Origin of the sequence: Streptomyces sp. NPDC017225, assembly GCF_044331465.1 — a bacterium.
Taxonomy (GTDB): domain Bacteria; phylum Actinomycetota; class Actinomycetes; order Streptomycetales; family Streptomycetaceae; genus Streptomyces.
The window spans coordinates 296,395-313,021 of record NZ_JBIRNE010000001.1; the positions used below are offsets into that span (position 1 = coordinate 296,395).

The 16,627-nt window shown below is 73.6% G+C and carries 18 protein-coding genes; 10 read left to right on the forward strand and 8 right to left on the reverse strand.

Annotated elements, in window-relative coordinates:
• The first annotated feature begins 9 nt into the window (after positions 1–9).
• Positions 10–1,029, forward strand: coding sequence for an SMP-30/gluconolactonase/LRE family protein (locus ACH4NX_RS01175; RefSeq protein WP_398127288.1), 1,020 nt, complete (start codon positions 10–12; stop codon positions 1,027–1,029).
• A gap of 12 nt (positions 1,030–1,041) precedes the next feature.
• Here the strand turns inward: ACH4NX_RS01175 and ACH4NX_RS01180 are convergent, their stop codons facing one another.
• The 3 genes from ACH4NX_RS01180 to ACH4NX_RS01190 all read right to left on the reverse strand — a co-directional run bounded on the left by ACH4NX_RS01180 (position 1,042) and on the right by ACH4NX_RS01190 (position 2,761).
• Positions 1,042–1,635, reverse strand: a complete 594-nt coding sequence (locus ACH4NX_RS01180) for a helix-turn-helix domain-containing protein (RefSeq protein WP_351394792.1) — start codon at positions 1,633–1,635, stop codon at positions 1,042–1,044.
• 162 nt (positions 1,636–1,797) lie between these two features.
• Complete coding sequence (locus tag ACH4NX_RS01185) at positions 1,798–2,190, reverse strand: hypothetical protein (RefSeq protein ID WP_351394795.1); 393 nt, start codon at positions 2,188–2,190, stop codon at positions 1,798–1,800.
• A gap of 145 nt (positions 2,191–2,335) precedes the next feature.
• The gene (locus ACH4NX_RS01190) at positions 2,336–2,761 is read right to left on the reverse strand and encodes a hypothetical protein (protein WP_398127289.1); all 426 of its coding nucleotides are present in this window, start codon (positions 2,759–2,761) and stop codon (positions 2,336–2,338) included.
• A 287-nt stretch (positions 2,762–3,048) separates the two neighbouring features.
• Between ACH4NX_RS01190 and ACH4NX_RS01195 the strand changes: the two genes are divergently transcribed.
• On the forward strand, positions 3,049–4,050 hold the full coding sequence (locus tag ACH4NX_RS01195) for an NADPH:quinone reductase (protein WP_398127290.1): 1,002 nt from the start codon (positions 3,049–3,051) through the stop codon (positions 4,048–4,050).
• A gap of 111 nt (positions 4,051–4,161) precedes the next feature.
• Here ACH4NX_RS01195 and ACH4NX_RS01200 read toward each other — a convergent pair whose 3' ends face one another.
• Entirely contained in the window at positions 4,162–4,968 is an 807-nt protein-coding gene (locus tag ACH4NX_RS01200; RefSeq protein ID WP_398127291.1) for a thioesterase family protein, read from the reverse strand.
• A gap of 192 nt (positions 4,969–5,160) precedes the next feature.
• Between ACH4NX_RS01200 and ACH4NX_RS01205 the strand changes: the two genes are divergently transcribed.
• The 3 genes from ACH4NX_RS01205 to ACH4NX_RS01215 are packed head-to-tail and all read left to right on the forward strand — an operon-like array spanning position 5,161 to position 6,224.
• Positions 5,161–5,406, forward strand: a complete 246-nt coding sequence (locus tag ACH4NX_RS01205) for a DUF2945 domain-containing protein (RefSeq protein ID WP_351394803.1) — start codon at positions 5,161–5,163, stop codon at positions 5,404–5,406.
• Positions 5,407–5,412: 6 nt separating this feature from the next.
• Positions 5,413–5,745 (forward strand): DUF3140 domain-containing protein, encoded by a 333-nt coding sequence (locus tag ACH4NX_RS01210; protein WP_398127292.1) that lies wholly within the window; start codon positions 5,413–5,415, stop codon positions 5,743–5,745.
• Between the two features lie 38 nt (positions 5,746–5,783).
• A complete protein-coding gene (locus ACH4NX_RS01215; protein WP_351394808.1) occupies positions 5,784–6,224 on the forward strand; it encodes a hypothetical protein in 441 nt (146 codons plus the stop codon).
• A 55-nt stretch (positions 6,225–6,279) separates the two neighbouring features.
• Here ACH4NX_RS01215 and ACH4NX_RS01220 read toward each other — a convergent pair whose 3' ends face one another.
• Together ACH4NX_RS01220 and ACH4NX_RS01225 are read right to left on the reverse strand one after the other, a co-directional pair.
• On the reverse strand, positions 6,280–7,656 hold the full coding sequence (locus ACH4NX_RS01220) for a cryptochrome/photolyase family protein (protein ID WP_398127293.1): 1,377 nt from the start codon (positions 7,654–7,656) through the stop codon (positions 6,280–6,282).
• Positions 7,657–7,817: 161 nt separating this feature from the next.
• Entirely contained in the window at positions 7,818–9,398 is a 1,581-nt protein-coding gene (locus ACH4NX_RS01225; RefSeq protein ID WP_351394814.1) for an SDR family oxidoreductase, read from the reverse strand.
• 107 nt (positions 9,399–9,505) lie between these two features.
• Between ACH4NX_RS01225 and ACH4NX_RS01230 the strand changes: the two genes are divergently transcribed.
• Entirely contained in the window at positions 9,506–10,060 is a 555-nt protein-coding gene (locus ACH4NX_RS01230) for a MarR family winged helix-turn-helix transcriptional regulator (RefSeq protein ID WP_351394816.1), read from the forward strand.
• Between the two features lie 142 nt (positions 10,061–10,202).
• On the forward strand, positions 10,203–12,323 hold the full coding sequence (locus ACH4NX_RS01235) for an MMPL family transporter (RefSeq protein WP_398127294.1): 2,121 nt from the start codon (positions 10,203–10,205) through the stop codon (positions 12,321–12,323).
• A 10-nt stretch (positions 12,324–12,333) separates the two neighbouring features.
• On the opposite strand, the gene ACH4NX_RS01240 is transcribed toward ACH4NX_RS01235, so the two are convergent.
• A complete protein-coding gene (locus ACH4NX_RS01240) occupies positions 12,334–12,804 on the reverse strand; it encodes a TIGR03618 family F420-dependent PPOX class oxidoreductase (RefSeq protein WP_398127295.1) in 471 nt (156 codons plus the stop codon).
• Positions 12,801–13,958, reverse strand: a complete 1,158-nt coding sequence (locus ACH4NX_RS01245; protein WP_351394825.1) for a MerR family transcriptional regulator — start codon at positions 13,956–13,958, stop codon at positions 12,801–12,803. The genes ACH4NX_RS01240 and ACH4NX_RS01245 overlap by 4 nt, the downstream gene beginning before the upstream one ends.
• A 153-nt stretch (positions 13,959–14,111) precedes the next feature.
• On the opposite strand from ACH4NX_RS01245, the gene ACH4NX_RS01250 reads away from it, so the two are divergent.
• The 3 genes from ACH4NX_RS01250 (at position 14,112) to ACH4NX_RS01260 (ending at position 16,454) form a co-directional block, all read left to right on the forward strand.
• Positions 14,112–14,738: a sigma-70 family RNA polymerase sigma factor gene (locus ACH4NX_RS01250; RefSeq protein ID WP_351394828.1), complete on the forward strand. Its 627-nt coding sequence runs from the start codon at positions 14,112–14,114 to the stop codon at positions 14,736–14,738.
• A 148-nt stretch (positions 14,739–14,886) separates the two neighbouring features.
• Positions 14,887–15,453 carry a DUF2243 domain-containing protein gene (locus ACH4NX_RS01255; RefSeq protein ID WP_398127296.1) on the forward strand — a complete coding sequence of 189 codons (567 nt, stop codon included), beginning with the start codon at positions 14,887–14,889 and terminating at the stop codon, positions 15,451–15,453.
• On the forward strand, positions 15,453–16,454 hold the full coding sequence (locus ACH4NX_RS01260) for a cytochrome c oxidase assembly protein (RefSeq protein WP_398127297.1): 1,002 nt from the start codon (positions 15,453–15,455) through the stop codon (positions 16,452–16,454). Before ACH4NX_RS01255 ends, ACH4NX_RS01260 begins: the two co-directional genes overlap by 1 nt.
• Positions 16,455–16,627: the final 173 nt, after the last annotated feature.

Sequence of the window (16,627 nt, forward strand, 5' to 3'; positions counted from 1 at the left end):
GTGACCTCCATGCGGCGACTGCCGACCCGCCCCCTCGCAGTGCTCGCCACGATCGGCGCCCTGGCCCTCACCGGATGCGGTACGCAGACGGGTGAGCCCGGCGCGCAGGCGCCCTCGAAGGGCGGGAAGCGGACCATAACCGCCCACAAGCTGATGCAGTTGACGAAGGTGCACGCGGCCACCGGGATGACCCTGCTGGAAGGGCCGGCCTTCGACGCCGACGGCAACCTGCTGGTCGTCGACGTCACCGCCCCCGAGGGGGAGCCGAAGGTGATGCGTGTCGATGTCACCGAGAAGACGGCGCGGACGCTCCACACCGACGGCCGCGGGACCTACACCTCGGCGCAGTTCAGCCCGTACGACGGCCGGCTCTACCTGACGGACTTCTCCGGCGGCGAGATCGTGAGCCTCGCGCCCGGCGGCGGAGACCTTCGGGTCTTCTTCTCCGGCCCGGTCGACGGAGCACGGATGAACCCCGACGACCTCGCCTTCGACAGGGACGGCAACCTGTACGTCAGCGACTCACGGGGGATGACCGAGCGCCGGGAGCGCGGACGCGTGGTGCGGATCGACCGGGACGGCGAGAAGGCCACCGTCCTGGCCGACAACCTCGCCGCGACGAACGGCATCTCGTTCGACCGCGACTACCGCGGGCTGTGGATCAGTGAGCTCACCCGCAACCGCATCTCCTACCTCCGCCTCGACGAAGGCGGAGCGGTGACCTCCCAGCACACGGCCATCCAGGTCGACGGCGGCATCGCCCAGACCGACTCGATCGCCGTGGACGCGGACGGCAACCTGTACCAGGGCCTGCACGGCCGCCCCGCGATGGCGGTGTACGACCAGCACGGCGAGCGGCTCGCGACGATCGAGATTCCCGGCCGTACCTCCGGGCTCGAGTCGGCGACGAACGTGGCGATCACGCCCGGCGGAACCACGGCGTACATGACGGTCAGCGGGCCCGCCGGAGGCTACCTGTACCGCTTCGACGCGCTGGCAAAGGGCGTCCGGCAGTCCAACGGCGGCTGACCGGTCACGGCCTCACTCGCCCAGCGGCCGCACCGGTCCCACCGCCACGCCCAGCAGACGCCAGGCCGCCAGGGCCCGGCGCTCCCGGTCGTGGCGGGCGGGGCCGGTGACAGCGCCCGAGACCATGGCGACGGCGAGCATGAGATCGTCCGCGCCTTCCAGCCGGTGCCCGGCTGGAAGGCGTCGCCGCAGCGCTCGCTCGACCCGTCGGGACAGCGCCAGCGCCTGCCCGTGCGTCTCGGATCGGCCGGCCGCCCCGTCGTCGTGCAGCAGCCCGATGAACGCCGCCGATTCCGTCAGGTGCCAGGTGAGTACTCCCAGGACGTCGTCGAAGGAGACGGTGTCGTCCGTGGAGGCCTGCTCGACCTGCCGCACGTTCTCTTCCAGCACCGCGGCGGATATGGCGGCGCGGTCGGGGAAGTGCCGGTACAGCACGCCCTGCCCCACGCCGGCCCGCCGTGCGATGGCGGAAAGCGGAACGTCGAGACCGTGCTCCGCGTAGACCTCACGGGCGGCGGCGACCAGCGCCGCCCGGTTGCGGGCGGCAGCCTTCGGGCCGCCGTTCGGGGGACGCCGCCCCTCGTGCGGCGTGGAAAGCTGCTTCACCCCGAAAGGGTACCGGCCCGGCGCGGGGATCCGTGGCCGCGGACGTCTGGCGCGGGGTGGGGGCTCCGGACCCGCTGTGTCAGGCAGCGACGGTCCGGGCGGTGTGGCTGATCACCGCGGCCGGTCGACAGCGCTGCCCGCTGCGCCGATGGGCCCCGCCGCTCAGTGGTGCAGCCGGAGCCGGTGCGGCCGGTGGGCGGCCGGGCGTCCCGCCGTCTCGTCCGGGGCGCTTGTGCTGCCGCCCTCGCCGCCGTCCAGACGGCCGGCCGGCTGGTCGCGCTCCGCGGCGGCGCGTCGGGCGGTCTCCCGCTCTCCGCGGCGCTTCTTGCTGCGGTGGCGCGCCAGCACCGTTCCGGCCAGCAGCATCCACATGCCCAGGCCGAAGATCAGGGTCAGGGCGATACCGCCGAGAAACGCTCCGAGCGTGCTGATCGTGAACGGTTCACTGCCCAGCAGGGTCACCGTGTAGTCCGGACCGCCGGACAGGTTGTACGCGATCAGCAGACCCGCGAAGGCGGCGGCGCCCGCCATCAGCAGGAGGCCCAGCACCAGCATGGTTCTCACCTCGTCACGAGTGGATGTACTCCGCACGAGTGACCAGGCCGAATGGGGCAAAACGTGCATTTCGCCACGCGGGTCGTTCAACCGGGACGTGCGCACCGCGCGCGAACAGCGAAACCGTCAAAAGGGCTCTACGCGATCACCGGGACTCGCGCGTGGCCGCGTCGACGACGAATCCCACCCCGACACCGAGCATCCAGGTGTCCTTCGCCAGGGCCGTGCCCTCCTGGGTCGGACGCAGGCTGCCTTCCTCACGCATGCCGGGGGTGCGCAGGTACAGACCCACCAGTCCGGCGGAGAACGCGGTCAGTGCGGCCCCCGCCACGGCCGTCGGTACGACCGGCAGGAGCAGAGCGGCACCGAGCGCCATCTCACCGGCGGACAGCAGGCGGACGAAGGTGGTCGGCCGCACTCTGCCGAGGAACGGATAGGCGTTCTTCGCCATCCCGTGCAGCATGGAGGCGGTCTGCTCGTCGGCACCGCGCTTGGCCAGGCCGGAGTTGAGGATGAATGCCCCGGTGGCCAGTCGTGGGGCGACATGCCGGGGTTCGATGGGCAGACGCATGGGAACTCCTAGCGGCGATTCCTCGAGACGCCCGCCAGCCTAGGACGGGCGAGGCCTCCTCGCAGGGTGGGCGACGGTGGCCTGCGCCGATCGGGTCGCGGCCGGCCCCCGCCCGTACGCCCGGGTCGGTACACGCGGTCACTCCCCTCGCCGGACGTCTTCGCGGCCGTCGCCCGGCAGCGTGGACGGGGTGAAACTCCCTGGCGGCGAATCCCGGCCCCCTGCCCTGCTCCGCAGGAGTCCGTTCCCTTCCCCATGCGAACGTGGGGTATCCACGGAGGAACCAGATGACCGGCACAGTCCCCGACCTGATGCGGGCGGCGTACATCGACTCCGTCGGCCCGGCCGACCGCGTCCACCACGGTGAGCTGCCCGTGCCGCCGATCGGGCCCACGGACGTGCTCGTGCGCGTCGCGGCCGTGGCCGTCAACCCCGTGGACACCTTCGTACGGTCCGGGGCGTACGCCACACCGCTGCCGTTCCCCTTCGTCGTGGGCCGTGACCTGGTGGGCGAGGTCGCCGTGGCCGGGCCCGGCGCGACGGGCTTCACCCCCGGGCAGCGGGTGTGGTGCGACAGCCTGGGCCACGCGGGCCGTCAGGGTTCCTTCGCCCAGTACGCGACGGTCGCCGCCGAACGCCTCTACACGGCGCCGCGCGACATCGACGGGGACCATCTCGTGGCAGCCGCCCACCCGGCGGCGTCGGCCTGGCTGGCGCTGTTCCGGCACGGGCGGCTGAGGCCGGGGGAGACCGTGTACATCGGGGGCGGCGCCGGAAACGTGGGCGGCGCAGCCGTGGCACTGGCCTCGCGGGCCGGGGCGCGGGTGGTCGCGACGGCGCGGGCCGAGGACGCCACGGCGGTGCGCGGGCTCGGAGCCGCCGAGGTCATCGACTACCGGTCGCCCGACCTCGGCGCCCGGGTACGCGGTGCCGCCCCCGACGGCTACGACGTGCACCTGGACACGTCAGGGCACGGGGTGCTCGCCGACGCGGTGGACCTGCTGGCGCGGGGCGGGCGCCTGGTCGCGATGGTCGGACTGGGTACAGGTCCCGCCGAGCTGCCATTGAGCCGGCTCTACACCAGGGACGCCGGCATCGTGGGTTTCGCCATCAGCAATGCCACGACCGCCGACCTCGCCGAGGCCGCCGAGGGCGTCGTAGGCGTCCTGAGGGACACACCGTGGCGTCCGCGCATCGCCGATCGCCTGCCCCTGTCGATGGCCGCGGAGGCGCACCGGAGGCTGGAGGCCGGTGAGGTGCGGGGGCGCCTGGTCCTCACACCTTCTTGACCGTCCCTCCGGCCGGTCGTCTCTCCGGCCGGTCGTCTCTCCGGCCGGTCGTCTCTCCGGCCGGTCGTCCTCACCGCTGATCGCCTCGACGGTCCGGGCGAGCGCGGTCCGTCAAGGTGAGGACTGCGGACGGACGGTGAGCATCTGCTGGGCGTGCCCGACGGGGCCGTCGCCGTCGTGCAGCACGGTGCTGGTGACGCCCTGGCCGGTGGGGCCGAAGACGACGGTGGTGTCCAGGCCGGTCCAGCGCCCGCGCGGAGCGCGATGCAGGTGCAGGGTCAGGTCGACGTTCGGGAACATCCACTCCCTGGGCGACTGACGTACGGCGATGCCGTTGGCCGTGTCGACCAGCGTGACGAAGGACGCCAGAGGGCTCGCGGCCTCCCCGGCGACCAGGTCGAGCCCGGTGGAGACCCAGGCGGTGGTGCGGCCCGGCAGGGGAGGGGCGAGCGGGCGTACGTCCAGGGAGGCGATGTACCCGCCGGGCCACTTGGACGCCAAGGGCCAGGAAGCGAGCGTCTCCGGCGAGGCGAGCCGGTCCGCCGCGCCACCGGCGACGGCGCTGGTGTCCCCGTCGGCGAGCAGCCAGGCCCTGGCCCGCACCACGGACCGGCCCGCGATGAGCACGGTCGCCTCCACCAGCTCGATCGTGCGCCCGGAGCGGACCGTCTCCACCCGTATCTCGCACTCGTCCAGGGCCGGGCGTCCCAGGATGTCGAAGCTGATCCGGCTCAGCGACATGCCGGCGCCGGCCCGTCCGGCCAGGTGCCGGTCGACGGCGTGCACGACCAGGCCGCCCAGCGGACTGAAGTGCTGCTCGTCCTCGCTCCACGCCCCGCCGGCGTGCGGGGTGGGCTTGTAGCGGTGCTCGTCGACGCGCTCGTAGTAGCTGTCCGGGGTCGCTGTACTGGTGTTCAACGGGGCCGCTCCTGGAACGACTGCGGTGACGAGTGAGGCAGTGGGCCGGGGCCGGGGCCCGGCAGCGCTCAGGATAGTTCGGCGCCGGATCCCGGAACTCGCGGCCCCGGAAGGGGGCCGGCCTCCGAGTGGTGGGACCACCGCCCACGACCCAGGCTGGTGAGGGAACGGAGCGACGGAAGGAGTACCGGGATGGCGAAGAACCGCGACGGCGCCAAGAACCGAGACGGCGGCGAGAACCTCGAAAAGGGCGACAAGGTCGCCTGGAGCAGCCACGGCAGCCGCACGGAAGGGGAGGTGGAGAAGAAGATCACCGAGCGCACCGAGGCCGCGGGCCGCACGGTGGACGCCTCGCCGGACGATCCGCAGTACCAGGTACGGAGCGACAAGTCCGGCAGGCCGGCGGTGCACAAGCCGTCCGCGCTCAAGAAGAAGTGAGTCGGTGTGGACGACGAGGAGAGCAAGGAGACCGGTGACCGGTTCCGCGAACTGGTGAACATGACGCCTGCCGAACTGGAGAAATGGCTGGCCTCCGACCAGTCGCGGGAAGCCGGACAGCACAAGGACGGGGGAGAGTCCACCGGGCACGCGTCCGGCCGCCGGATCGTGGAGATCCTGCGGACGAGGAAGGGCGACCTCTCGGACGACGACTACCAGCACATGCGCAAGGTCGTCGGCTACATCCGCCGGCATCTGGCCCAGCGGCCCTCGGGCGATGTCCGGGACACCCGGTGGCGGCACTCGCTCATGAACTGGGGCCACGATCCGCTGACGTGACCCCCCTCTCACGCTCATCGAAAGGGACCGACCACGGCATGGAAGACCCGCACCGACGCCCCGAGGGCGTCAGCGACGAGACGGTGGAAGCCCTCGGGGCCCTGTCCAAGGCACTGGAGACGACCGATCGTGCCCGTGGGCACCTGTTCGCCTTCCACCAGCTCACCGGCACCGCGGACTTCGAACTGGACCGCGCGGTCGAGCTGCTGCGCGAGGCGGGCCACCCGGAATGGGCCGAGCGCGTCCGGACCGAGATCCTGGGACGCAACGTCATCCCCGGGCACTGGACGTTCCAGATCGTCGAGGCGTACGACCGGACGTACTACCAGGCGTTCCGGGACCTGGAGCGCGAGGCGGTGGACCGGCTCGCCGAGGGCCGTGACCATCTGTACGAGGCGGAGCTGAAGGAGGCCCGCCGGACCCGTGGCCACCCCGACCACACGGCCCGTCCCGACAGCCCCGGCACCCGTACGCTGTGAACAGGCCCTTCGGCTGACGCGGGAAACCGCGTGCGGGGAGTGTCCCGGCGGTCGGTCAGTCGCGTCCGCGGGCCCGGCGGAAGCGTTCCAGGCCCTCGGCGAGGTCCACGATCGGGTCCGGGTAGGGGTCGAGGCCGGCGCGCTCGGGGCCGGGCAGCTTCCAGGGTTCGTGCACGGCCCGGCCCTCCAGGCCCGCCAGCTCGGGCACCCAGCGCCGGACGTACGCCCCGTCGGGGTCGAACCGCCTGGCCTGGGTCGTGGGATTGAGGACGCGGTGGGGGCGGGTGTCGGTCCCGGTACCCGCCGCCCACTGCCAGTTGAGCTGGTTGTTGGCGATGTCGCCGTCCACGAGCAGGTCCAGGAAGTGCCGGGCGCCGACGCGCCAGTCCACGTAGAGCGTCTTGGTGAGGAAACTCGCGGTCAGCAGGCGTCCCCGGTTGTGCATCCAGCCCTCGTGCCGCAGCTGGCGCATCGCGGCGTCGACGATCGGGTAACCCGTGCGCCCGTCCTTCCAGGCGGCGACATCTTCCTCGGCCCCGGGCCCGGAACGCCAGTGGTCGTGCCGGGTGCGGTAGTCGAGCGCGGAGGCGTGCGGCCGCGCGGACAGGACCTGGTGGTGGAAGTCGCGCCAGGCCAGCTGCCGTACGAACGCCTCGGCGCCGGGGCCGCCCCCGCGACGCGCGCGATGGACCGTTTCGGCGGGGGAGAGGGCGCCGAAGTGCAGGTAGGGGGAGAGACGGGAGGTCGCGTCGCCGGCCAGGTCGTCGTGGTGGTCCTCGTAGCCGGCGACGGGGCCGCGCAACCAGGCCGTCAGTCGCTTCCTGGCCTCGCTCTCGCCGCCGGGCGGCAGTCCCGGGGAGAGCCCCGGCAGGTCCCCGCGGGAAGGCGGCGGTTGTGAGCCGACGCCGTCCGGGACGCGGATACGGCGGGGCGCGGGCAGGACGCTCCGTACGGGCCGCTCGCACCAGCGCCGGAAGTACGGCGTGAAGACGGCGAAGTGGTCGGAGGAGGCGGGGGTGACGGACCCCGGGGCCAGCACGGTGGTCACGGCGTCGTGGACGTGCAGCCGGCAGCCCCGCGCCTCCAGAGCGGTCCGCAGGACTTCCTCGCGCCGGTGTGCGTACGCGCTGACGTCGGCCGCCATGTGCACCTCGTCGGCGTCCGCCTCGCCGACCACCGCGCACACCTCCTCGGTCAGGTCTCCCGAGCGGACGACCAGCCGTCCGCCCCGCTCGCGCAGTCCGGCGTCCAGGTCCCGCAGACAGTCGGCGAGGAAGGCGAGCCGGTTGGGTGCGGCGTAACCGGCGGCGTCGACGGCCCGGTCGCGGACGAACAGCGGTACGACGGCGCGGGCGCCCTCGAGGGCGGCGCGAAGCGGCGGGTGGTCGTGCAGCCGCAGGTCGCGGGTGAACAGGACGACCGACGTGGGCATGACTCTCCTGGGGGTTCTGGCACTCACTCTGGCTCGCACTCGCACTCGCACACGCTCTGGCTCTCGCCTGAGGGCTGAGGGCTGAGGGCTGAGGATGAAGGGGTGAGGACTGGGGCCAGGGGTGCGGGGCCGGGGCCTGGGGCCCCCGGACGCGGGCGGGGTCACTGCCCCTGCCGTGGGCCCTGCACGGCCGCCGACCGCCGGTGGTCCCGGACGGCGGCCCGGGCGATGTTGCGGGCCATGCCGCCGAAGACCACGGCGTGGAAGGGCCACACGCTCCACCAGTAGGCGTGGCCCGCCAGCCCGTGCGGATGGAACAGGGCCCGCTGGCGGTAGCGTGTACGGCCCGCGCCGTCCGTCTCGGCGTACATCTCCAGCCAGGCCAGTCCCGGCAGCCGCATCTCCGCGCGCAGCCGGAGCAGACGGCCGGGGACGATCTCCTCCACCCGCCAGAAGTCGAGCGAGTCGCCGGCCCGCAGCCGGGCGGCGTCCCGGCGGCCGCGGCGCAGGCCGACCCCGCCGACCAGCCGGTCCAGCCAGCCGCGTACCGCCCAGGCGAGCGGGAAGGAGTACCAGCCGTTGTCGCCGCCGATCCCCTCGACGACCCGCCACAGCGCGTCCGGCGGGGCGTCGACGGTCAGCGCGCGGTGGTCGGTGTAGAGACTGCCGCCGGCCCAGTCGGGGTCGGTGGGCAGCGGATCGCTGGGCGCACCGGGCACGGACGCGGACGACCAGCGGGTGGTGACCCGGGCCTCCCGCACGCGTCGCAGGGCCAGCCGGACCGCGTCGTCGAAGCCGAGCGGGTATCCCGGCGGGGCGGGGACGTACCGGACGATGTCGTTCTCGCGGCACACCACCTCGTGCCGCAGCGACTCGGTGAGCGGGCGCGCGATGGACGCGGGCACGGGGGTGACCAGACCGACCCAGTGGCTGGACAGGCCGGGTGTCAGCATCGGCACCGGAAGGATCAGGCGCCGCGGCAGCTCCGCGACCTCGGCGTACCGGACCATCATGTCCCGGTAGGTGAGGACGTCGGGTCCGCCGATGTCGAAGGCGCGAGAGACGTCGTCGGGCATCCGCGCGCTGCCGACGAGGGCACGCAGCACGTCCCGGACGGCGACCGGCTGGATGCGGGTGTGGACCCAGCTCGGCGTGACCATCACCGGCAGCCGTTCGGTCAGGTAGCGCAGCATCTCGAAGGAGGCCGACCCGGAGCCGATGACGACCGCGGCGCGCAGGACGGTCGTGGGCACACCGGAGTCCAGGAACACGCGGCCGACCTCGGTGCGCGAGCGCAGGTGCGGCGACAGCTCCCGTTCGGGCACGTCCGGTGGGGTCAGGCCGCCGAGATAGACGATGCGCCGTACACCGGCCGCCTCCGCCTGTTCGGCGAAGGTGCGCGCCGCCCGCCGGTCGGTCTCCTCGAAGTCCCCGCCGCCACCCAGCGCGTGCACCAGGTAGTAGGCGACGTCGACACCTTCCATCGCCCCGGCGACAGAGCCGGCGTCCGTGACGTCTCCCCGTACCACCTCGGCGTCCCCGGCCCAGGGGTGGTCGCGCAGCTTGTGCGGGGAGCGGGCCAGGCACCGCACCCGGTGCCCGGCGGCGAGGAGTTCCGGCACGAGCCGGCCGCCGATGTACCCCGTGGCACCGGTGACCAGGCAGCGCGGGCCGCGTGCTCCGTCGCCGTCCCCGGCGTTGCCGTCGCCGTCGCCGCTCACGCGGCCGTGTACTTCGCTCATGGGCCAGGCTCCGTCTCGCGAGGGAAGTCGTCGCGGTGATCACTTCCCACACGCGGGCCGCGGTGGATGCGCGACGGCCCAGGTTGACCCTTCTATACGCTGATCACGTGGCGACAGCGAACCAGCGCGGACAGCACGCGCACGAGCGGGAAACCGGAGCGGGGTCCGGGCGGACCACCGCGGCGGAGTCCGAACGGGGGGCCGGAGCGGGGCTTGAGGCGAGCGAACTGCACGTCCTCGCCGCGCAGCTCCGGCGGATGAACGGCGAGATCAACCGGCTCGTGCAGAGCTTCGCCGGCACACACGGACTGCACGCCACCGACGTCCAGGCACTCGCGGCGATCCTGGACGCGCAGGAGCCCATGACGCCGGGGCGGCTGCGCGAGCACCTGGGGCTCACCTCTGGCGCCGTGACGGCGTGCGTGGACCGGTTGGAGCGTGCGGGGCACGTACGCCGGGTCCGGGAGAGCGCCGACCGCCGGGTCGTCCATCTGCACTACGTGCCCGGCGCCCGGGCGGCGGCTCGGACGTACTTCCGTCCGCTGGCCGAAGCGGCCACGGCCGCGTCCTCCGGCTTGGACGAGAGTGAACTGGCGGTCGTGGTCCGCTTCCTGGCGGCGATGAACGGGGAACTGCGGCTGGTGGGGTCGGACGACGGCTGATTTTCCGCCGCGTGCCGCATCCGGCAGGTGCGGCCGGGCATAAGTGGGTGTGTCACGACGACCCCCAAGTAACTCAATCATTGAGATTGTTTATGATCGAGTCACTTCCCGTGCCACTGGAGACCAGGAGACCTGAAGACCGATGTCCATCCCCTCCCGACGAGCCCGCTGGCTCGTCCCCGTCGTCCTGCTCCTGGCCTGGCTCGGCATCGGCGGAGCACTCGGCCCGTACGCCGGAAAGCTCGGCGAGGTCGCCACCAACGACCAGGCCGCCTTCCTGCCCCGCAGCGCCGAGTCCACCCGGGTCGTCGACGCGCAGAAGGCCTTCCAGCAGAACGAGACCCTCCCCGTGATCGTCGTGTGGACCGCCGACGGCGCCGTCACCGAACACCGGGCGGCGGCGACCCGGTCGGTCGCGGGCCTCGAAGGGGAGCCCGGGATCGTCGGCCCCGCGACGCCCGCCCTCCCCTCCGACGACGGCGAAGCACTCCAAGCCGTGGTCCAGGTCGAGCCCGATCTCGGCGACCGTCTGCCCGACGTCCTGGAGCAGATCCGCGACGCCGCCGGCCAGGTCCCCGGCACCCAGGCGCAACTCGCCGGGCCGGCGGCCTCCCAGGCCGATCTCTCCGACGCCTTCGCGGGCATCGACGGGCTGCTGCTCGGCGTCGCGCTGGTCACCGTGCTGGTGATCCTGCTGCTCGTCTACCGCAGCGTCCTGCTGCCCCTGGTCATCATCCTCGGAGCCGTCTTCGCGCTGGGCCTGGCCTGCGCGATCGTCTACGCGCTCGCCGACCGCGACGTCGTACGCGTCGACGGGCAGGTCCAGGGCATCCTCTCCATCCTGGTCATCGGCGCCGCCACCGACTACGCGCTCCTGCTGACCGCCCGTTACCGCGAGGAGATCGCCCGGCACCCGGACCGCTTCGGCGCCATGCGCGCGGCGCTGCGCGCGTCCTGGGGCGCCATCGTGGCCAGCGCGGCGACCGTCGCCGCGGGCCTGCTCGCGCTGCTGCTCAGCGACCTGACCAACAACCGCGCGCTCGGACCCGTCGGCGCCATCGGCATCGTCTGCGCCGTACTGAGCACGCTCACCTTCCTGCCCGCCGTCCTGGTCCTGCTCGGCCGGGCCGCCTACTGGCCGGCCAAGCCCGTCAGGACCGGCGACCCGGAGGCCGGACACCGCCTGTGGCACCGCATCGCCGCACTGGTGGACCGGGCCCCGCGCCGCATCTGGGCGATCTCCCTCGCCGCGCTGATCGCCTGCGCGGCCTTCTCGCCCACCCTGACCTCCAAGGGCGTACCGCTGGACGAGATCTTCGTGAACGACACTCCCTCGGTCGCCGCCCAGCAGACCCTGGCGCGGCACTTCCCGGGCGGCTCCGGCAACCCCGCCGTGATCATCGCGGACGCCGGCCGGCTCGACCCCGTCCTCGCGGCGGCCCGCGACACCCGCGGGGTGGCCTCCGCCGCCGCGGTCACCGCCTCCGGCCGGCCGGGCGGCGGGGAGCCCAAGGTGGTCGACGGGCGGGTGCGGATCGACGCGACGCTGCAGGCGCCGGCGGACAGCGACGCCGCCAAGGACACGGTGGCCCGGCTCAGGTCCGCCGTCCACGACGTGTCCGGCGCGGACGCCCTGGTCGGCGGCTACACCGCCCAGCAGTACGACACCCAGCGCACCGCCGAGCACGACCGCTCGCTCATCGTGCCCGTGGTCCTCGCCATCATCCTGGCCATCCTGATCGTCCTGCTGCGCTCCCTGCTGATGCCGGTCCTGCTGGTGGCGACGGTGGCGCTGAACTTCCTGGCCACCCTGGGGGTCTCGGCCCTCGTCTTCACCCATGTGTTCGGCTTCAGCGGCACCGACGCCTCCGTCCCGCTGTACGGGTTCGTGTTCCTGGTCGCCCTCGGCGTGGACTACAACATCTTCCTCATGTCCCGCGTACGGCAGGAGTCCCTGGAGCACGGCGTACGACAGGGCATCCTGCGCGGTCTGACCGCCACCGGTGGCGTGATCACCTCGGCCGGTGTCGTCCTCGCCGCCACGTTCGCCGCCCTCGGGGTGATCCCGCTGGCCTTCCTGGTGCAGATCGCCTTCATCGTGGCCTTCGGCGTCCTGCTGGACACCCTCGTGGTGCGTTCGCTGCTGGTGCCGGCGCTGGCCCGCGACATCGGCGCCGTCGCGTGGTGGCCCGGACGCCTCGGCCGCCGGACACCGGCCGGGGCGGCGGGGGGCGCCGTCTCCCGCCCGGGGAGCGGCGACTGACCCGGTGGGCTCACCCCTCAAGGCCTCCGGGGGCGCCGCCCCCGGAGGGTGCGAGGGGACGCACCGTGCCGAGGAAGCGCCGGACGGCGATCTCGATGACGACCCGCTCCGGGTTCGCCCGGGGCTGCCGGTAGCGGGCCGCGTACCGGGTCTCCGCGTCGCGGACCGTTTCGGCGTCGTCCCGCACGGTCGCGACGCCCTCCAGGGTGGACCAGTGCCTTCCGTCCACCTGGCTCACGGCGACGACGGGGCGCTCGGCCCGCCGGACGTTGCGCGCCTTCGCGGTGGCCCCGCCGGTGATGACGCGTGCCGTACGGGTGGCGTGGTCGTACGTCACCCCGACCGGGACCAGGTGCGGGGTCCCGTCGGCGCGTTGCGTCGACAGGAAGCACAGCCGGCGCTCCTGCCAGAACCTCACGAACTCCGCGTCCGTGTCCGTGTGCGTGTCCGCGTCCGTGCCGCGCCGTTCCTCAGTGTTCATCGGTTCTCCTTGCGTGAATCGTGCGTGCTTCCCGTCCGGGACAGCATCGCCAGTGCCTCGGCCAGTTCGCGCGGCCGCAGCACTCCCGGTGGCGCCCGGTGCCCCCACCCCGGACCGGCGGCCAGGACGACGGGGCCGCGCCGGGCCCCCTTGACGCCCCACCGTGTGCCGGCGAGGTGCCGGGCGAGGGGAGAGCCGGCCGTGGACCGTGTCTGGGACCAGAGCACGACGGCGCCCGGTCCCGTGCGGCGCACGGCGGCGGTCAGCGCCCGGGCCGGGACGGCGCCGCCCAGCATCCGCGTGGCCGTGCCCCGCTCGCGCAGCGCCGCGTCCAGCGCTTCGATCGGCAGGGTGTGCTGCTCGTCGGGGACGCAGGCGAGCAGCACGGGTGCCGCCTCGGACGGTGGCCGCGGGCAGGGCCGGAGCAACGGCGCGCTGCGCAGCGCGGTGGAGACGTGCCAGGACAGCAGGTGCTCGACCTCCACGTAACGGTCGCCACTGGTCTGCCACTTGCGGCCCACCGCGTGCAGCGTCGGCATCATCACGTCCTCCCACGCGGCGACGACGCCGTGCTCCTGGACGAAGGTGTTCAGCAGCCGCTGCACCGTCGGTGAGTCCAGCCGTACCGAGGCACGGGCGATCCCGCGCGCCTCGTGGCGCACGTCGCCGAGCGGCAGACCACTCCCACCGGAACGGGCGCCGCCGGGCGCCGGCGACGGAACGGCCGGGGACGGATCACCCGGTGCCGGTGACGCGACACCGGAGCCCGGCAAGGCCTGGGAGGGGACACCGGGCACCCGTGGCGCGGAACCGGCCTTCGAGGGCCCGGCGCCCGGCGTCGACGGCGCGACCCGCGCCCGGAGCGTCCCGGCCCGTCCTCGCCCCGCCCCGTTCATCGCGGCGCGCGCGGCCTCGGCAGGCGCGACCCCGACGGCGGTCAGCCGGCACATCTCCTCCAGCACGGCGATGTCCGCCGTCCGCCAGCGCCGGTGCCGGCCGCCTTCCCGGTCGGCCGGACCCAGCCCGTAGCGCCGGTCCCACGATCTGACCGTCGTGGGCGACACACCGAGCCGCCGTGCCAGGGTGCCGGTCGTGACACCGACGTCGTCCGCCGGGTCCGGGCACGCGCCGTCCTCGCCGTCCTCGCCGTTCACTTCATCCCCTCCAGGCACCTCCCCACCATACGACGCACAATCGGTGCGAGTTGCCCGCCCCCGACCGCCCTGCCCAGGCTGGGGCGGCCGGAGGCGTCCGCGGCGGCCGGGCCGGCCGGACCCCGGCCGACTGGTGAAGGAGCAGCAGCCATCATGACCGCACAGTGGCCCCGCGGGTGGACCGTCCCCGCCCTGCCCGGCGCGCCGACGGCCGGGGAGCCGCTCGCCGACGAGGAACTGGCCGAAGGCTTCGCGCGCGGCGACGAGGCCTGTCTGGCGGCCGCCCACCACCGGTGGAGCGGCCTCGTGTTCACGCTGGCGCACCGGGCGCTGGGCGACGCGCGGGAGGCGGAGGACGTCACCCAGGTGGTGTTCCTGGCCGCATGGCGGGGCCGGCACACCTTCGTGCCCGCGCGAGGCGTACTGGCGGGCTGGCTGGTCGGCATCGCCCGCCGCAAGATCGCTGACGCGCTGACCGCCCGCACACGGCGCGCAGACCTCGTCGCGGCGGCCGGCGCCCGGCTCGCGCAGCCCCCGTACGACCCGGCCGTCCGGCCGGAAGCCGTACTCGACCGGGTGGTCCTCGGCCAGGAACTGGCGCGGCTCCCCGCACCGCAGCGCAGGGTCCTCGACCTCGCCTTCTACGACGACCTGACGCACACCCAGATCGCCCGGCTGACCGGATGGCCCCTCGGCACGGTGAAGAGCCACGCCCGCCGCGGGCTGCGCCGGCTCGGCGATCGGCTGCGGGAGGCCGGCGTCCCCGAGGCCGCCCCGTAGCGCCCGGCACGAGAGCGGTGCGAGCCATCGAGGAGACTGACGCGAATGGGCGGAATGACCTCGTCGGCGGGTGACACCGGCCCGCGACCGGGAAGCCGTGTCCCGTTGGGTCCGCGCGCACCGCCACCGACGGGACGGAGTACAGGCGATGGCCACCACGACAGGTGAGACCCGGGCGGCCGCGACGGCGCCGAACAGCATCCGGCTGCCAGGCATCGTCCTCGGGGTGGGACTCGGCGGCTTCGTCGACGGCATCCTGCTCCACCAGCTCCTGCAGTGGCACCACATGCTCACCAGCACCAACGACGACCGCATCGGCGTGAAGTACTACAGCCCGAACACCGTCTCCGGGCTGGAGATGAACACGGTGTGGGACGGCATCTTCCACGCCGTGTGCTGGGTCTCCGTCCTGCTCGGCCTGGCCCTCCTGTACTCCCGGGTCACCCACAACAGGCGGGCCGTGTGGACCTCACGGGTGCTGTGGGGCTGGATACTGGCCGGGTGGGGCCTGTTCAACCTGGTCGAAGGCGTCCTCGACCACCACATCCTGGGCATCCACCACGTCTACGCCGGCCCCCACCAGGCATGGTGGGACGCCGGATTCCTCGTCCTCGGAGCCCTGTTCCTGATCGCCGGGTACCTGCTCCAGCGCGGTGGACAGCCCTTCGACCCCGACGCCCCCCGCGGCACGGCACGGGCCGGGGGCCGGCCCTGATGGCCGGCCCGGGCGAAGGCGCACGCGAAGGGCCAGACGCAGGGTCACGTGAAGGGCCAGGCGCAGGGGCACACGAAGGGCCAGACGCAGGGGCACACGAAGGCACCCTCGACTCGCACCCCCACGGCCCCGGCGACGGCCACGGCAGTGGCAGTGGCAGCGGCAGCGGCAGTGGCGACGGTGTACTGGAGGCGGCACCGACCGTCCTGGTCCTGGCCGTCCTGCTGGCCGCGGCCGGGTGCTACCTGTTCGCCGTACGCGGGGCCCGTCGACGCAACCCCGTCCTGGGCTGGAGCGGTCGGCGGTCGGCGTCGTTCCTCGGCGGGCTGGCGGTACTGGCCGTCGCGCTGCTGCCTCCCTTGGGTCCGGCCGCGCACACCGACTTCCGGGGGCACATGGCCCAGCACATGCTCATCGGCATGTACGCCCCACTGGCCCTGGTGCTGGCCGCACCGGTCACCCTGGCGCTCCGCACCCTGCCACCGACCGGCGCCCGCCGGCTGACCGCGCTGCTGCACGGCCGCCCCGCGCGTCTGCTCACCCACCCCGCCGTGGCGCTCGCGCTCAGCACCGGCACGCTCGGACTGCTGTACTTCACCCCGCTCTACGACACGGCGATGAGCCACCCGGCCGGCCACTGGCTGATGAACGCCCACTTCCTGGCCTCCGGATGCCTCTTCGCCCACGCCGTCGCCGGCCCCGATCCGGCACCCGCACGGCCCGGCGTACCGGCCAGGCTGGTGTACCTGGGCATCGCGATCGCCGCCCACGCCCTGCTCGCCCAGGCGGTGTACGGCGGTTTCTACGTACACATCCACGCGCCCGTCGACCAGGTCCGGCAGGGCGCGGAGATCATGTACTACGCCGGTGACGTCGCCGAACTGCTGCTGGCCGCGGCCCTGGTGGCCACCTGGCGGCCCGAGCGCCGCGGCCGGCGCCCGCGGACCGGCCAGGGGGCCGTGGCGGCGGGCCGGGCCTCAGGCGGCGTCCCGGCCGGCTGACCGGTGTCCGGCCGGTCTCCGGTTCGTGTGTGGCGAGGCCGGTCCGGTTCTGCCGCCCGGAACGAGACGCAGATGCCGGCGCCGGGCGTGCCGGGCCGGGCCCGGATCGCCGAAAAGCCGGTCCTCCAGGTACGTCATGGTGAACAACAGCAGCCCCACTCCGGGCAGCAGTA

Excerpts from the sequence above, each read along its gene's own strand:
- ACH4NX_RS01175 (WP_398127288.1), top strand. The coding sequence starts at position 10 with ATGCGGCGACTGCCGACCCGCCCCCTCGCAGTGCTCGCCACGATCGGC.
- ACH4NX_RS01185 (WP_351394795.1), bottom strand. The coding sequence starts at position 2,190 with ATGCTGGTGCTGGGCCTCCTGCTGATGGCGGGCGCCGCCGCCTTCGCG.
- ACH4NX_RS01190 (WP_398127289.1), bottom strand. The coding sequence starts at position 2,761 with ATGCGTCTGCCCATCGAACCCCGGCATGTCGCCCCACGACTGGCCACC.
- ACH4NX_RS01195 (WP_398127290.1), top strand. The coding sequence starts at position 3,049 with ATGACCGGCACAGTCCCCGACCTGATGCGGGCGGCGTACATCGACTCC.
- ACH4NX_RS01205 (WP_351394803.1), top strand. The coding sequence starts at position 5,161 with ATGGCGAAGAACCGCGACGGCGCCAAGAACCGAGACGGCGGCGAGAAC.
- ACH4NX_RS01215 (WP_351394808.1), top strand. The coding sequence starts at position 5,784 with ATGGAAGACCCGCACCGACGCCCCGAGGGCGTCAGCGACGAGACGGTG.
- ACH4NX_RS01220 (WP_398127293.1), bottom strand. The coding sequence starts at position 7,656 with ATGCCCACGTCGGTCGTCCTGTTCACCCGCGACCTGCGGCTGCACGAC.
- ACH4NX_RS01225 (WP_351394814.1), bottom strand. The coding sequence starts at position 9,398 with ATGAGCGAAGTACACGGCCGCGTGAGCGGCGACGGCGACGGCAACGCC.
- ACH4NX_RS01235 (WP_398127294.1), top strand. The coding sequence starts at position 10,203 with ATGTCCATCCCCTCCCGACGAGCCCGCTGGCTCGTCCCCGTCGTCCTG.
- ACH4NX_RS01240 (WP_398127295.1), bottom strand. The coding sequence starts at position 12,804 with ATGAACACTGAGGAACGGCGCGGCACGGACGCGGACACGCACACGGAC.
- ACH4NX_RS01250 (WP_351394828.1), top strand. The coding sequence starts at position 14,112 with ATGACCGCACAGTGGCCCCGCGGGTGGACCGTCCCCGCCCTGCCCGGC.
- ACH4NX_RS01255 (WP_398127296.1), top strand. The coding sequence starts at position 14,887 with ATGGCCACCACGACAGGTGAGACCCGGGCGGCCGCGACGGCGCCGAAC.
- ACH4NX_RS01260 (WP_398127297.1), top strand. The coding sequence starts at position 15,453 with ATGGCCGGCCCGGGCGAAGGCGCACGCGAAGGGCCAGACGCAGGGTCA.